Raw genomic sequence first — 15,220 nt, forward strand, 5'->3', positions numbered from 1 at the left:
TTCTTCATTTATACACTTTGGAAATAATTCATCAAAAACATATAACTTTTAACCAACCAACTGTTCTTACAATAGGAACTTTTGATGGCGTTCATATTGGGCATAAAAAAATCATTGAGCGATTAATTAAATCGGCTAAAGACAACCATCTTTACGCAACAGTTTTAACATTCTTTCCCCATCCAAGAATGGTGCTTCAAAAAGACACCAACATTAAATTATTAAACACTATTGATGAGAAAAGTAACATATTACAGCATCTAGGCTTGGATTATTTAGTTATAAAAGAGTTTACCAAAGAATTTTCCAGATTAACCGCCGAAGATTTTGTCCAAGATATATTAGTTAACAAACTAAACACAAAAAAAATAATTATAGGTTACGACCATCATTTCGGCAGAAATCGCACCGCTAATATTGATGACTTAAGAGTGTTTGGTAATAAATATAACTTTGATGTAGAAGAAATAAGCGCTCAAGATATTAACGAAGTAACCGTGAGTTCTACAAAAATTAGAAAAGCGCTTATAGATGGTGATATTATAACGACTAACAAGTATCTTGGATATAACTACATGCTTTCTGGTGAAGTTATAAAAGGAAAATCTCTAGGCACTAAAATAGGGTTTCCTACGGCAAATTTGTCTATTAAAGAGACTTATAAACTTATCCCAAAAGATGGTGTTTATGTGGTAAAAGCGCTTATAGATTACAAATTGGTGTATGGCATGATGAATATTGGCTCAAACCCTACAGTAAATAACACAAATAGTCAATTTATAGAAATTCATTTTTTCGATTTTAAAAAATCTATTTACAATCATAAATTAGTAGTTGAAATTCTTCAGAGAATTAGAGACGAACAAAAGTTTAATTCGGTAGATGATTTAAAACAACAACTACAAGAAGATCAAAAAACGGCTTTAAATCTTATTAAAGATTTTGAATAACTTCTTATTTAAACATATAGACAACAGTCCTTTAATCGTCTTTAGAATTATTTTCGGGTTACTTTGCTTTCTAGAGTCGGTAGGCGCTATCGTTACAGGTTGGGTTAAAAGAACACTTATCGAGCCCGAATTCACCTTTTCATTTATAGGTTTTGAATGGTTACAACCATTACCAGAACATATGATGTACGCCTATTATATAATTATGGGGCTTTTTGGGCTTTTTATTATGATAGGCTATAAATATAGGTTTAGTGTTATTATGTTTACCATTATGTGGGCAGGCACATATTTTATGCAAAAATCGTCCTATAACAACCACTACTATCTTTTAATAATTTTAAGTACTATAATGGCATTTCAACCTGCTAACAGGTATTTGTCTCTAGATGCAAAACAAAACCCAAGTCTAAAAAAAATAGCTATGCCACAGTGGTGTAGTTGGGTGTTTATTATTCAAATGTTTATTGTGTATACCTATGGTGCTATTGCAAAGCTATACCCAGATTGGTTAGACACCTCTGTTATGGAGCTTATGATGGCCTCGAAAAAACATTACTACATTATTGGCGATCTACTACAACAAAAATGGGTACACTATTTTCTTGCCTACGGCGGTATTTTATTTGACGGTCTTGTTATTCCTTTATTGCTATTTAAACCAACACGAAAACTGGCCTTTTTTGCTTCTATATTCTTCCATTTATTTAATTCTATAGTTTTTCAAGTAGGTATTTTTCCTTATTTATCGTTAGCGTTTGCTCTATTCTTCTTTTCACCAGAAACAATTAGAAACATTTTCTTAAAAAAGAAGCCCTTATATAACAAAGAAGAAGTCGTTATACCATCATACAGCAAGCCTTTAATGGCTTTATTTGCTATTCACTTCATAACACAATTGGCCTTGCCTTTAAGACATCATTTTATTAAAGATAATGTACTCTGGACCGAAGAAGGCCATCGTATGTCCTGGAGAATGATGTTGCGTTCTAAACAAGGCGTTGCCAGTTATGTGGTTCAGGATAAAAAAACTTTAAAACGTGAAAACATTAATCTAAATAATTATCTAACCAAAAAGCAACAACGTCATGTTTCCAGTAAACCCGATGTTATTTGGCAATTTGCGCAACATTTAAAACAAGATTACGCTAAAAAAGGAAAAGATGTTGCCGTATATGTTTCTTGTAGAATTAGTGTTAACGGAAAACCTTACAAAAAACTTATTAATTCCAATGTTGATATAGCTTCAGTAAAATGGGAACCATTTAAACATAGTTCTTGGTTATTACCTTCAAAATAAACACACTTTTATTTAAAAACTTGTTACTTTTGCTTTTCAAATTTCCTCAAAAGAAAAAGCATGTTACAAGTACCATACATTAGAGAGAATAAAGATTATGTTATTGAAGCTCTAAAAAAAAGAAACTTAGACGCTACAGAAACAATTAACAATGTCTTACAATTAGATGAAAACCGCAGAAAAACGCAAGCACGTTTAGATAATATTTTAGCCGAATCTAACACCTTATCCAAAGAAATTGGCATGCTGTTCAAATCTGGAAAAGTAGAAAAAGCTAACGCCATAAAAAGCAAAACATCTAGCCTAAAAGAAGAATCTAAAACACTTTCTGACGAGTTAAATAACATTTCTAACCAATTAAACGACTTGTTATACACTATTCCAAATGTACCTCATAGCTCAGTACCACGTGGAAAATCAGATGAAGACAATGAAGAAATTTTTAGAGAAGGCGATATTCCTAAACTTCATAACAACGCTTTACCTCATTGGGAATTAGCTAAAAAATATGACATTATAGATTTTGAATTAGGCTCTAAAATAACAGGTGCTGGATTTCCTGTTTACAAAGGAAAAGGTGCTAGGCTACAACGCGCTTTAATACAATATTTCTTAGATAAAAATGCCGATGCAGGCTACGAAGAAATCATCCCGCCTTTTTTAATCAATACAGCTTCTGGCTATGGTACAGGCCAATTGCCAGACAAAGAAGGACAAATGTATGAGATTGCCAATAACGTCTCTGAAGACACACTATACTTAATTCCAACCTCCGAAGTTCCTGTTACCAATATTTATAGAGATGTATTATTAAACGAAACAGATCTCCCTATAAAACATACCGCCTATTCGCCTTGTTTTAGACGAGAAGCAGGAAGTTACGGAAAAGATGTAAGAGGATTAAATAGACTACATCAATTTGAAAAAGTTGAAATTGTAAGAGTTGAAAAGCCTGAAAATTCTTACCAAGCTTTAGACGATATGGTAAAACATGTGAAAAACCTTTTACAAGACTTAAAATTGCCGTACCGTATTTTACGATTATGTGGTGGCGATTTAGGGTTTACCTCTGCGCTTACCTTCGATTTTGAAGTATTTTCAACAGCTCAAGACCGCTGGTTAGAAATTTCGTCTGTATCAAACTTTGAAGCCTATCAAGCAAATAGATTAAAACTGCGCTTAAAAAACAATCAAGGAAAAAAAGAATTAGCGCACACACTAAATGGTAGCTCGTTAGCATTACCAAGAGTGTTAGCTGGTATTCTTGAAAACTACCAAACCGAAAACGGTATAAAAATACCCGATGTTTTAGTACCTTATACAGGTTTTAATACGATTGATTAATCTGTAAGTTTTTTCATCTTTTTAAGATAAAACGCAAAAAAATCGGGTCATTCACCGATTTTTTTGCGTTTTACTTGTATATCACATTTTTTTTACTGAAGTTAGTAAGGTTAAGAACTTAAACCTACTTATTGGTAATGAAGAATTTAAAACGTATTATTCTTTTAGCCGTACTCGCTTTCTTAGCTGGAAAACTTTTGTTTTCAGATTTTGATTTTGGTAATCATTCTGAAAATGAAACAATAACGGCTAATATTTTGGACGAATAAAACAAATCCTTTTTGTCCCAATCAAAATAATTGAATCATGTTTAGTGATTAATAGCACTTTTATATTGGTTGGTCAATGCCTGAATCAACCATTCAGGCATTTTTTTATTAAAAAATTCACACATTAGCATATCTCATTTTATATCTTTACTTATTAGTTTTTATTATGAGAAATTTATTCACCTTATTCTTCACCTTACTTATAACCTTGAGCTTTGCTCAAGACGAAGATTTGGCTAACGAGTATTTTAAAAATGGAGAATTTGAAAAAGCAATTATTTCTTATCAAAAACTATTAGAAACGTCGCCTAATAATTACAAATATCTTTTTGCTTTAGTCGAATCGCATCAAAATCTGGAACAATTTCAAGAAGCTGAAAAGTTACTTACAACACAAATTTCTAGAACAAAATATCCTGCCTTACATGTAGAATTAGGTTATAATTTTCAACTACAAAATAACCTGTTAAAAGCAAATGAAAACTATGATGTAGCTTTAACCTTTGTCGACAACAATCCGCGGTATGCTTTTATAGTTGGACGCGCTTTTGAAGACAAGTCTTTGTTAGATTATGCTATTACAGCGTATAAGAAAGCCATGGAACTAAACCCTGAACTAAAATTTGATATTCAATTAGCAAGAATCTATGGTGAAAAAGGTGAAATAGAAAAAATGTTTAATAGCTACTTAAATTTTTTAAGCAACAATCTTAACAAAAGCTACTTAAGTAATACCAAAAGAATTTTTAGCGACTTTATTAGCGAAAACCCTGAAAACGAACATAATATTTTATTAAAAAATATCCTCTTAAAAAAATCGCAAAAAGACCCTAATTTACTATGGAATGAAATGTTAAGCTGGTTGTTTGTTCAGCAAAAAGAATACAATAAAGCCTTTATGCAGGAAAAAGCAATTTTTGCCAGAAACCCTGTAAGTTTAAGCAGAATTATAGAACTTGGCGACAATGCTAAAGAAGATAAACTTTACAATACCTCTATTAAGATTTTTACGTATATCACTAAAACAGCTCAAGACACAGAAACCATTTTAGAAGCCGAAAACAAACGTATTAATCTTGAAACACAACTAGCCAATAAAGAAAACTACAAAAGCATACAAGAAAAATACACCAACCTTTTTGATACCTACGGTAAGTTTACAACTACACTAGATTTACAAATCTCCTACGCCAATTTTCTTGCGTTTAATTTAAACCAAACCTCTCTAGCAATAAGTAATCTTCGTGAAACTTTAAAACTCCCTTTAAGTAAATTTCAAGAAGCTAAAGTAAAATTAACTCTTGGTGACATCCTCGTTTACGAAGAAAAGTTTAATGAAGCACTTATTTATTATTCTCAAATTCAAAGAAATCTAAAAAATAGCACCTTATCTCAAGAGGCTAGATTTAAAGTAGCTCAAACTAGCTATTATAAAGGCGATTTTAAATGGGCAGAATCGCAACTAAAAATCTTAAAATCCTCAACAACACAACTTATTGCCAACGATGCTTTAGACTTAATGCTGCTAATTACAGACAATAAATACGAAGACTCCACGCAAACTGCTCTAAAACTTTATGCAAAAGCCGATTTAATGGCCTATCAAAACAAAAATGACAAAGCTATCACACTTTTAAATTCTATTCTAGAAGAACACAAAGGCAAAAGCATAGAAGATCAAGCATTGCTAAAACAAGCACAACTTTTTGAGGAAAAAAAGCAATATGATAAAGCCATTGCCAATTATCAAAACATTATCGCCAATTATAATGACGATATCCTAGCAGACGATGCCTATTTCTCTCTAGCAGAACTTTACAATAACATCTTGGCTGAGCCTGAAAAAGCTAAACCTTTTTACGAAAAAATAATTTTCAATCACGAAGACAGCATCTACTACGTCGAAGCCAGAAAAAAATACCGAATGCTTCGTGGCGACACTATAAATTAAGCCATAACTGTATTAAGCTATCACATTCTGTTTATCTTTGCGCTTAAATTCATTTGTAATGATTATTTATAACGTAACCGTAAACATAGACGACAGCATTCACGACGAATGGTTAAATTGGATAAAAAACCATATTCCTGTCGTGCTTTCCACAGGACTTTTTACCGAAGCAAAACTCACCAAAGTACTTGTAGAAGAAGACATGGGTGGCACCACCTACTCCATTCAATACCGTGCAAAATCAAAAGAAGCTTTGCAAGAATATTATAAAAACCATGCCGATGCTATGCGTCAAGACGGCGTAAAACGCTTTGCCGATAAAATGCTAGCCTTTAGAACTGAGTTAGAAGTGATTGATGAATTTTCTGTAACATTCAATTAATATGTCTGTACGCGCCAAAAAACATCTCGGGCAACATTTCTTAACCGATGAAAATATTGCTAAAAAAATAGCAGATTCTTTATCGTTGGAAGGCTACAAAAACGTGTTGGAAATTGGTCCAGGAATGGGCGTGCTTACAAAGTATCTTTTAAAAAAGACATCACAACCTACGTGATAGAAATCGATACCGAATCGGTTGAATACTTAAAAAACAATTACCTCAACCTAGCCAATAAAGTCATAGAGCAAGACTTTTTAAAGCACGACCTAAACACCGTTTTCAACAACGAACCCTTTGCCATAATAGGCAATTACCCATATAATATTTCCTCGCAAATCGTATTTAAAACGTTGGACATGCGCGACCAAGTCCCTGAATTTTCAGGGATGTTTCAAAAGGAAGTCGCAAAACGCATTTGCGAAAAAGAAGGCAGTAAAACGTATGGTATTTTATCGGTATTAGTACAAGCCTTTTACGATGCCAAGTATTTATTTACCGTGCCGCCATCGGTCTTTAATCCGCCACCAAAAGTAGATTCTGGCGTGTTACTATTAAAGCGCAAAGAAAATTATAAACTCCCTTGTAACGAAAAACTATTTTTTAGAGTCGTAAAACAAGCTTTTCAACAACGCCGAAAAACCTTACGTAATAGTTTAAAAACATTCAATTTGAATGATAATTTAAAAGCAAATGCTATATTTGGCAAAAGACCCGAGCAATTAAGCGTTCAAGAATTTATCGAGCTTACACAAGCCATCGAAAACCAATAAAACCTATTTTGTTTGTCTGAAGAAAAAGAGCACATACAATTCGAACTTACCGAAGCCCTTGTAGAGCAAGTAGAACAACTCATTGAACAACAAGATAATAAAGAATTAAAAATCTTGTTGAATGAATATCACTATGCCGATGTTGCCGAAATTCTAGACGAACTCAACTTAGACGAAGCCACGTATATCATCAAGCTTCTCGACTCCGAAACCACCTCGGACGTCTTAATGGAACTCGATGAGGATAATCGTGAAAAAATCCTCGAAAACCTCTCCATTAAAGAAATTGCCGAAGAAATTGAAGAGCTCGACACCGATGATGCGGCAGACATTATCAACGAACTTCCTGAAGATCGTCGTCAAGCTGTAATCTCCAATATCGAGGACGAGGAACACCAAGCAGAAATCCGGGAACTTCTCGCTTACGAAGATGATACGGCTGGTGGTTTAATGGCAAAAGAGTTGGTAAAAGTGTACGAAACTTGGACCGTTGCAGGCTGCCTACGTCGTATTCGCGGGCAAGCTAAAGATGTTACTAGAGTACACTCCATTTACGTAGTAACCAAAGAAGAAAAACTTATTGGGCGCTTATCGTTAAAAGATTTAATCACGGCAAAAAACGAACAAAAAATTGCCGATATAGCAAAAGACAATGTTGACTTTGTAAATGTAAATGACGATGTTGAAGATGTTGCCAGAGTAATGTCCAAATACGATTTGGAAGCCATCCCCGTAGTTGACGACGATCAAATATTATTGGGCCGCATTACCATTGATGATATTGTAGATGTCATGAAAGAAGAAGCCGATAAAGATTACCAATTGGCAGCAGGTATCTCACAAGATGTTGAGGCAGACGATAGTGTTTGGAAACTCACGCGTGCCCGTATTCCATGGTTATTTCTCGGCCTTATCGGTGGTGTTGGTGCCTTTTTAATTATGGAAGGATTTCACGAAGCCTTTTCAAAATACGCCATTTTATTCTTTTTCACACCGCTAATTGCCGCCATGGCAGGAAACGTTGGGGTACAATCTAGCGCTATCATTGTTCAAGGTTTAGCTAACGACGATATTAAAGGAAGTATAAATAGTCGTTTAATGAAAGAAATGCTCCTCGCAGCACTCAATGGCATTATTCTAGCTATATTTCTATTTCTATTTGTTTGGATTTCACAACAAGATGCCAAAACCGCATTTGCCATATCCATTTCTTTGGTTGTGGTTATTATTGTCGCCGGTTTAATAGGCACGTTTGTCCCCTTATTTCTTGATAAACGTGGTATCGATCCTGCCATTGCCACAGGCCCTTTTATTACCACTAGTAACGATATTTTTGGCATTCTTATTTATTTTACCATTGCCAAACTTATCTTAGGTATTTAATTTAGGCGTTCCCCTATTGGGGTCGCGCTTTTGCCAGTCGCTTTTTTTATAAAAAAAGAGCTCCAACAATGGCGCAATCGCTAACGCAAAACTTTGTAATTTTACAGTAAAACAAAATAATGCGCATTCTACATCTCGACACCAATCACCCATTGTTAATCAAACAACTTACCGATTTTGGTTTTACAAACGATAAAGATTATACCTCATCAAAATCTGAAATTGAAACCAAAATCCATCAATACGACGGTTTGATTATTAGAAGTCGTTTTACCATAGACCAACAGTTTTTAGATGCAGCAACCAACTTAAAATTTATTGGTCGCGTAGGTGCCGGATTAGAAAATATTGATTGTGATTATGCACAAAAACAAGGCATATATTTAATTTCTGCACCAGAAGGCAATCGTAACGCCGTTGGCGAACACGCTTTAGGAATGTTATTATCACTGTTCAATAAACTCAATAAAGCTGATAACGAAGTACGAAACGGCAAATGGCTACGAGAAGACAATCGCGGTGTTGAGCTTGATGGCAAAACCATAGGATTAATTGGTTATGGTAATATGGGTAAAGCCTTTGCCAAAAAATTGCGTGGCTTTGATGTGGAAGTATTATGCTACGACATTAAATCCAATGTTGGCGATGCAAACTGTAAACAAGTTACTCTTGAAGAATTACAACAAAAAGCAGACGTGTTAAGTTTACACACGCCACAAACACCGCTAACTATAAATATGGTAGACAATACTTTTATTAACAACTTTGCAAAACCATTCTGGTTAATTAACACGGCTCGTGGTAAAAGTGTAGTAACTCAAGCTTTGGTTGATGCCTTAAAATCTGGGAAAATTCTCGGCGCTGGATTAGATGTTCTAGAATACGAAAAAGCCTCTTTTGAAAGCTTGTTTTCTTCCGAAATACCAGAGGCTTTCCAGTATCTCATCCAAGCAGAAAATGTATTGTTAACACCTCACGTTGCTGGATGGACAATTGAAAGCAAGAAAAAACTGGCACAAACCATAGTCGATAAAATAAAAGCTAAATTTGTGATTTATAATTCGTAAATTAAAACATTATGCAATACAAAGCATCATCTCCAGAAGATTATATCAATCAAGTTCCTGAAGAGCGGCAAGATGCCCTAAAAAAACTTCGGCAAACCATAAAAAATAACATACCTAAAGGTTTTGAAGAAGGTATTCAATACGGCATGATTGGCTATTATGTACCCCATAGCAAATATCCAGATGGTTACCACTGCAAACCCGAAGAACCTTTGCCGTTTATGAGTTTTGCCTCACAAAAAAACTCCATAAACCTTTATCATAGTGGCATTTATGCTGTACCTGAAATTCACGATTGGTTTGTAAGTGAGTACCCAAAATACTGCAAACGCAAATTGGATATGGGCAAAAGCTGTGTGCGTTTTAAAAAAGTAGACGATATTCCCTTTGAGTTGATTGCAGAGCTTTGCACAAAACTCAGCGCAGATGAGTGGATAGATATATACGAAACCAACCTTAAAAAGAAGTAACTATGAAAAAACGCGTAACAGGCATTGGCGGTTTATTCTTTAAATCCAAAGATCCCAAAGCCACAAAAGACTGGTATAAAAAACATTTAGGTTTTAACACTGATGATTACGGTTGTACCTTTTGGTGGAAAGATAAAGATGGTAACGACTGCTCTACACAATGGAGTCCGTTTTCAGAAGATACCGATTATTATAAGCCATCAAAAAAAGACTTTATGTTTAATTATCGGGTAGAAAATCTTGAAGAATTATTAAAAACCCTAAAAGACGAAGGTGTTACCATTGTTGGCGAAATGGAAGAATACGACTATGGCAAGTTTGGTTGGATTATGGACAACGACGGTAACAAAATTGAACTTTGGGAACCCATAGACAAAGCTTTTTTGTAATCCCACTTATTTTTTTTCTAACTTTAGACCTCTAACCATTAAATTTTAAAACATTATGTCTAAAGAAAACAAATCCAACGATATGTTTGACGACGCCAAAGAAGGCGCTAAAAATTTTAGTGAAGAAGCTAAGGAAACCGCTAAGGAATTTTCAGAATCTGCAAAAGAAACTTTTGGTGGTGACTCAAACAAAAAAATATTGGCTGGTATTTTAGGAATTCTATTTGGAAGTTTAGGTATCCATAAGTTTGTACTAGGCTACAACAAGGAAGGTGGTATTTTATTGGGCTTAACTCTAGTTGGGTTTGTGTTAACTTGTATAGGAATTGGTGTTTTTATTGTATGGATAACAGGATTAATAGGCTTAATCGAAGGCATTGTTTACCTTACAAAATCTGATCAAGAATTTTACGATACTTATCAAGCCAACAAAAAACCTTGGTTCTAACACTTAAACGAATTCAAAAAAAAAACCGCAAATACGATTTGCGGTTTTGTTATGATTAAAAGTATTTCTTCCTAAACCAAAAAGCTACTTTTACTAGTAAAATTAGTGCTGGCACCTCTACCAAAGGTCCAATAACACCGGCAAAAGCCTGTCCTGAGTTCAATCCAAAGACAGCAATAGCAACTGCAATGGCCAATTCAAAATTATTGCCTGCTGCGGTAAACGCTACTGCGGTTGTTTTGTTGTAATCGGCTCCCATAGCCTTGGTCACAAAAAAACCGATGATAAACATAATTGTAAAGTACAGCAACAATGGAATGGCAATAATCACCACATCCATTGGGATTTCAACAATCAACTCACCTTTTAATGAAAACATCACTACAATTGTAAATAACAAGGCAATAAGCGTCAATGGTGAAATGGTTGGAATAAATTTTTCGTTATACCAGGTTTCTCCTTTTAATTTCACCAAAATCAATCGGCTTAAAAACCCTAATACAAAAGGCAGTCCTAGATAAATAGCGACACTTTCGGCAATAGTAGCAATAGATATATCGACAATAGCGCCTTCAAAACCAAAATAAGGCGGTAAAATGGTAATAAAAATCCACGCATAAAAACTATACGCAAACACTTGAAAAATACTATTTAAAGCTACCAATCCAGCGCCATATTCGCTGCTGCCTTCGGCAAGGTCGTTCCAAACCAAAACCATAGCAATACAACGTGCCAATCCAATTAAGATAAGTCCAACCATATATTCGGGGTAATCCTGTAAAAACGTAATAGCTAGAAGAAACATTAAAATAGGACCAACAATCCAATTCAGTACTAACGAAACAGACAGGATTTTCACATTTTTAAACACTTTTGGCAATAGCGCATAATTTACTTTTGCCAATGGCGGATACATCATTACAATTAACCCTATGGCAATGGGAATGTTTGTAGTTCCACTACTTAATCCGTTTATTTTTTCAGGAATGCTAGGCACAAAATAACCTAATGCCACACCTAAAGCCATCGCTAAAAATATCCATAAGGTTAAATTCTTATCTAAAAAACTAAGTGATTTTTTGGAGCTCATAATTATTGTTTAATACTTGAAAACACGTGATACATTTCTGCTGCAATTTGCAAACTACGCTCTTTATATTTTGCTTCTTGTTCTGGAGTACCATCAAAAACTTTGGGATCTTCAAAAGTAATAGGTATTCGTTTTTCTGCACCAGGAACAAACGGGCAACCGGCATCGGCTTGCGAACACGTCATAACGGCCGCAAAACCTGATGTTGGATTAAATACACTATCCATACGTTTGGAAAACCCGATAATTGGGTGGATATTTTCAGCATATTTTATGGCATAAATAGGATTGTTTTCATTGGAAAGCTTCTGAGTTTGAAAACCAGATTGCTCCAATACCTTTGCAATCATAGGAAACATAGCTGTCGTTTCAGTTCCTCCAGAATAGCAATAAACGTTCGGTAAATTAAAATATGATGCCAATGCTTGCGACCAAATTTGCGACAAATGACTACGTCTGGAATTATGCGTGCAAATAAAATTGATGTTAACTTGCTGATTATTATCAATTTTACTTTGAATAAAATCAATAAGTGGTTGTAGCGTATTTTTTCTATCGTCTGAAACGACAAGTGTTTGTAACCCATCAATAGTGGTTAAAAGTTTTGTAAACATAGTTTATTGAGGCTTTTTTTTTAACAACAGTTACCATCTGGCGAACAACACGGTTCGTTAGATAAATTGGCTAGTTTAACTTTTGGTTTTTCAACAGGAATACCACAATTGTCTTTTGCTAAGCAATCGGTTTGTTTGGTGGTTAATAAGAAGTTTTCTCCGTTAAAATCCAATCCAAATTTTTGAATGGTTTCGCCTTGATATTCTACTTCAATATCTAAGTCTTTTAACCCTAGTTTTTCTTCTGAAAGTTCTAAGATATGTACCAATTTTTCTGGGTACAACCTGTGGTCGTAATCATTGGCGTTCCATAGTTGCAAACTAATCACGCTTTCGTCTCTTAACGTCCCACCACAATCGATAAATTTTTTATTGATCTGGCCAACTTCGGTGATGTGAAAGTGGCTTGGCACCAATTCCCCATTAGGTAATTTAAAAGCGATGTTCTGCAAAGGCTTTAATGTTGATTTCAGTTCTGAAAGTGTCATCTTATTTTGTTTTTATTGTGATATTACGATTAATGCATTCAAATTTTTTTTTAGCAACAATTTGAGGTGTCATTGAGGTCTTGATCTAAAAAATCTATAAACAATTGTTTCATTTGTATCCAATTGGCTTTATTAATACAATAGCAAACGCTAGTACCTTCTATAGTACCTTGAATTAACCCTAATTGTTTAAGCTCTTTTAAATGTTGCGAAATAGTAGGTTGTGCCAACCCTATCTCGTTTACCAAATCACCGCAAACACAGCTATCTATTTTAAACAAATACTCTAAAATAGCCACACGTGCTGGATGACCAAACACTTTGGCTAACTGTGCAATTTGGTTTTGTTTGTCTGTAAAAAGCTCTGATTTGGATAATCCCATAATCCCTTCATTGTTTCATTGCAATATTACGATAAATATGAAAAATCTCAAAATATATCTTGATATTTAATTCTTTAGGAATTATTAATTGTATCGTTTTGCTCGGTGAGTTTGCGTTCTAATTCGGCTTGAAACTCTTCCATAACAGGTTTTACGGTACTTTCTGGGAGATCGGCAATTTTTATGTACATCAAGCCATCAACCGAGTTGTTAAACAAAGGATCGACATTAAACGCCACTAGTTTGGCGTTTTGTTTTATATACTTTTTAAGCAAGACTGGTAAACGTAACGCACCAGGCTCCACCTCATCAATAATTTTATCGAACTTATTTAAATCAGCTTCGATTTCATCAAACACAAATTCTTTATCGGCATCATTCAATTTCACCTTAAATTCCTTTTTAGGGCGAACAAACTGCGCCAAATACGGATCGTAGTAATGCGATTTCATAAACTCGATCATCAACGATTTGGAAAAGTTTGAAAATTGGTTACTTATACTTACGCCGCCAATTAAATATTTATGTTCTGGATAGCGTAATGTGGTATGTACAATACCTTTCCATAGCAAAAACAACGGCATTGGTTTTTGTTGATATTCTTTGATAATAAAAGCGCGTCCCATTTCAATGGATTTACTCATCATAGGATATACTTCTTGTTCAAAACGAAATAAATCCTGAAGGTAAAATCCGTCTATGCCATATTTTTCAAAAATTTGAGTGCCCAACCCCATACGGTAAGCTCCAGCAATAACCTTAGCATTGTTATCCCATAAAAACATATGATGATAATAGGTGTCAAAACGGTCTAAATCTATGGCTTCATTAGTACCCTCTCCAACTTCTCGAAACGTTATTTCACGCAAGCGTCCAATCTCTTGCAAAATGTTAGGCATTTCTTTTGCCGAAGCCAAAAACACTTCATAATTCTTGCTTTCTAGTAAGCGTAAATCTTTACTACGTAGTTTATCGACTTCTTTTTGCATGACCTCAGTATCTACTGGTGTAATAATATTTTTAGGAGGTCTTGGTATTTTTAAGGTTGAAGGAATACTGCTTAAAAACTTCCCTTTTTCATCGAAAGAATTAGATAACATATAGGTTTTCCGACGAATAAATTCTGAAAACCCTTTTAAATCTTTATACTCTTCTTGGTCTTTTACCGAAATTGGACGTCCAATTCTTACTTTAATAGTTCGACGCTTTTGGGTGAGCAATTCTGAAGGCAATTTGGCTGTTCTAAAGGTGTCGTTAATTTTGGATAGTTTATAAAACAGTTTGCTGTTTTTTGCATGAAAATAAATAGGAACGATTGGCACTTCTGCTTTTTGAGCGAGTTTCATAGCAGCTTCTTCCCAAGGACGATCTACAACCAGTTTACCATCACGATAGGTTGATACTTCTCCTGCTGGAAAAACACCCAACGGATGACCTTCTTGTAAATGTTTTATGGCGTTTTTAAATCCTAAAATACTCGACTTGGCATCTTTTCTTTTTTCAAAAGGATTGACTGGTAAAATGTAAGGTTTGATTGGCGCGATACGATGTAATAAAAAATTAGCTATTATTTTAAAATCATCACGCTGTTCCAACATTAACTTCAAAAGTAAAATACCATCTATTCCGCCTAATGGATGATTGGAAACAGTAATATAAGCGCCATCTTTGGGTAAACGCTTAAAGTCTTCGTCAGGGATTTCAAAATTAATTTGAAATTCGCTTAAAATACTGTTTAAAAAATCTAGCTTTTGTAAATGTTTATTACAATTATAAATTTTGTTTAGGGTAGAAATTTTAAGCACCTTCATTAATAACCAACCAATAAATGTGCCCAAAAAACCATACTTATCCATTTGTATAGCTTGGGCAACTTCTTTGGCAGATACCAATCCAGAATTGGTTGATTTACTCATATTTC

The 15,220-nt window shown here is 34.4% G+C and carries 16 protein-coding genes and 1 pseudogene; 12 read left to right on the plus strand and 5 right to left on the minus strand.

Translation table 11 applies throughout. The features are described from left to right. Window positions 1-17 precede the first annotated feature (17 nt). The 12 genes and pseudogenes from R3L15_RS12070 (at window position 18) to R3L15_RS12125 (ending at window position 10,724) form a co-directional block, all read left to right on the plus strand. Window positions 18-950 (plus strand): bifunctional riboflavin kinase/FAD synthetase, encoded by a 933-nt coding sequence (locus R3L15_RS12070; RefSeq protein WP_405023538.1) that lies wholly within the window; start codon window positions 18-20, stop codon window positions 948-950. Further along, a complete protein-coding gene (locus R3L15_RS12075; RefSeq protein WP_338734143.1) occupies window positions 940-2,250 on the plus strand; it encodes an HTTM domain-containing protein in 1,311 nt (436 codons plus the stop codon). Before R3L15_RS12070 ends, R3L15_RS12075 begins: the two co-directional genes overlap by 11 nt. Before the next feature lie 60 nt (window positions 2,251-2,310). Beyond that, window positions 2,311-3,594, plus strand: a complete 1,284-nt coding sequence (gene serS, locus R3L15_RS12080; RefSeq protein WP_338731963.1) for a serine--tRNA ligase — start codon at window positions 2,311-2,313, stop codon at window positions 3,592-3,594. Window positions 3,595-3,731: 137 nt separating this feature from the next. Beyond that, window positions 3,732-3,863, plus strand: coding sequence for a hypothetical protein (locus tag R3L15_RS12085; RefSeq protein ID WP_338731964.1), 132 nt, complete (start codon window positions 3,732-3,734; stop codon window positions 3,861-3,863). A 166-nt stretch (window positions 3,864-4,029) separates the two neighbouring features. After that, window positions 4,030-5,814 carry a tetratricopeptide repeat protein gene (locus R3L15_RS12090; RefSeq protein ID WP_338731966.1) on the plus strand — a complete coding sequence of 595 codons (1,785 nt, stop codon included), beginning with the start codon at window positions 4,030-4,032 and terminating at the stop codon, window positions 5,812-5,814. Between the two features lie 58 nt (window positions 5,815-5,872). After that, window positions 5,873-6,196: a DUF4286 family protein gene (locus tag R3L15_RS12095; protein WP_338731967.1), complete on the plus strand. Its 324-nt coding sequence runs from the start codon at window positions 5,873-5,875 to the stop codon at window positions 6,194-6,196. Between the two features lies 1 nt (window position 6,197). Continuing rightward, a pseudogene (rsmA, locus tag R3L15_RS12100) lies at window positions 6,198-6,967 on the plus strand (16S rRNA (adenine(1518)-N(6)/adenine(1519)-N(6))-dimethyltransferase RsmA). A 12-nt stretch (window positions 6,968-6,979) separates the two neighbouring features. Beyond that, window positions 6,980-8,350, plus strand: a complete 1,371-nt coding sequence (gene mgtE / locus R3L15_RS12105; protein ID WP_338731968.1) for a magnesium transporter — start codon at window positions 6,980-6,982, stop codon at window positions 8,348-8,350. A gap of 119 nt (window positions 8,351-8,469) precedes the next feature. Further along, window positions 8,470-9,417 carry a 2-hydroxyacid dehydrogenase gene (locus R3L15_RS12110; protein ID WP_338731969.1) on the plus strand — a complete coding sequence of 316 codons (948 nt, stop codon included), beginning with the start codon at window positions 8,470-8,472 and terminating at the stop codon, window positions 9,415-9,417. 11 nt (window positions 9,418-9,428) lie between these two features. Further along, window positions 9,429-9,887, plus strand: a complete 459-nt coding sequence (locus R3L15_RS12115; protein ID WP_338731970.1) for a DUF1801 domain-containing protein — start codon at window positions 9,429-9,431, stop codon at window positions 9,885-9,887. A gap of 2 nt (window positions 9,888-9,889) precedes the next feature. Then, window positions 9,890-10,276: a VOC family protein gene (locus R3L15_RS12120; protein WP_338731971.1), complete on the plus strand. Its 387-nt coding sequence runs from the start codon at window positions 9,890-9,892 to the stop codon at window positions 10,274-10,276. Between the two features lie 55 nt (window positions 10,277-10,331). Beyond that, window positions 10,332-10,724 carry a TM2 domain-containing protein gene (locus R3L15_RS12125; RefSeq protein ID WP_338731972.1) on the plus strand — a complete coding sequence of 131 codons (393 nt, stop codon included), beginning with the start codon at window positions 10,332-10,334 and terminating at the stop codon, window positions 10,722-10,724. Window positions 10,725-10,779: 55 nt separating this feature from the next. Here the strand turns inward: R3L15_RS12125 and arsB are convergent, their stop codons facing one another. The 5 genes from arsB to R3L15_RS12150 form a co-directional block, all read right to left on the minus strand. Beyond that, the gene (gene arsB, locus R3L15_RS12130; RefSeq protein WP_338731974.1) at window positions 10,780-11,814 is read right to left on the minus strand and encodes an ACR3 family arsenite efflux transporter; all 1,035 of its coding nucleotides are present in this window, start codon (window positions 11,812-11,814) and stop codon (window positions 10,780-10,782) included. Window positions 11,815-11,816: 2 nt separating this feature from the next. Beyond that, on the minus strand, window positions 11,817-12,428 hold the full coding sequence (locus R3L15_RS12135) for a protein-tyrosine-phosphatase (protein ID WP_338731975.1): 612 nt from the start codon (window positions 12,426-12,428) through the stop codon (window positions 11,817-11,819). Window positions 12,429-12,448: 20 nt separating this feature from the next. Further along, window positions 12,449-12,916: a DUF6428 family protein gene (locus R3L15_RS12140; protein ID WP_338731976.1), complete on the minus strand. Its 468-nt coding sequence runs from the start codon at window positions 12,914-12,916 to the stop codon at window positions 12,449-12,451. A gap of 50 nt (window positions 12,917-12,966) precedes the next feature. Further along, window positions 12,967-13,299 carry a metalloregulator ArsR/SmtB family transcription factor gene (locus tag R3L15_RS12145; RefSeq protein WP_338731977.1) on the minus strand — a complete coding sequence of 111 codons (333 nt, stop codon included), beginning with the start codon at window positions 13,297-13,299 and terminating at the stop codon, window positions 12,967-12,969. Between the two features lie 74 nt (window positions 13,300-13,373). Next, on the minus strand, window positions 13,374-15,215 hold the full coding sequence (locus R3L15_RS12150; protein ID WP_338731978.1) for a lysophospholipid acyltransferase family protein: 1,842 nt from the start codon (window positions 15,213-15,215) through the stop codon (window positions 13,374-13,376). Window positions 15,216-15,220: the final 5 nt, after the last annotated feature.

The sequence above is a fragment of the Mangrovimonas cancribranchiae genome, assembly GCF_037126245.1.
In the GTDB taxonomy this organism is placed as follows: Bacteria; Bacteroidota; Bacteroidia; order Flavobacteriales; family Flavobacteriaceae; genus Mangrovimonas; species Mangrovimonas cancribranchiae.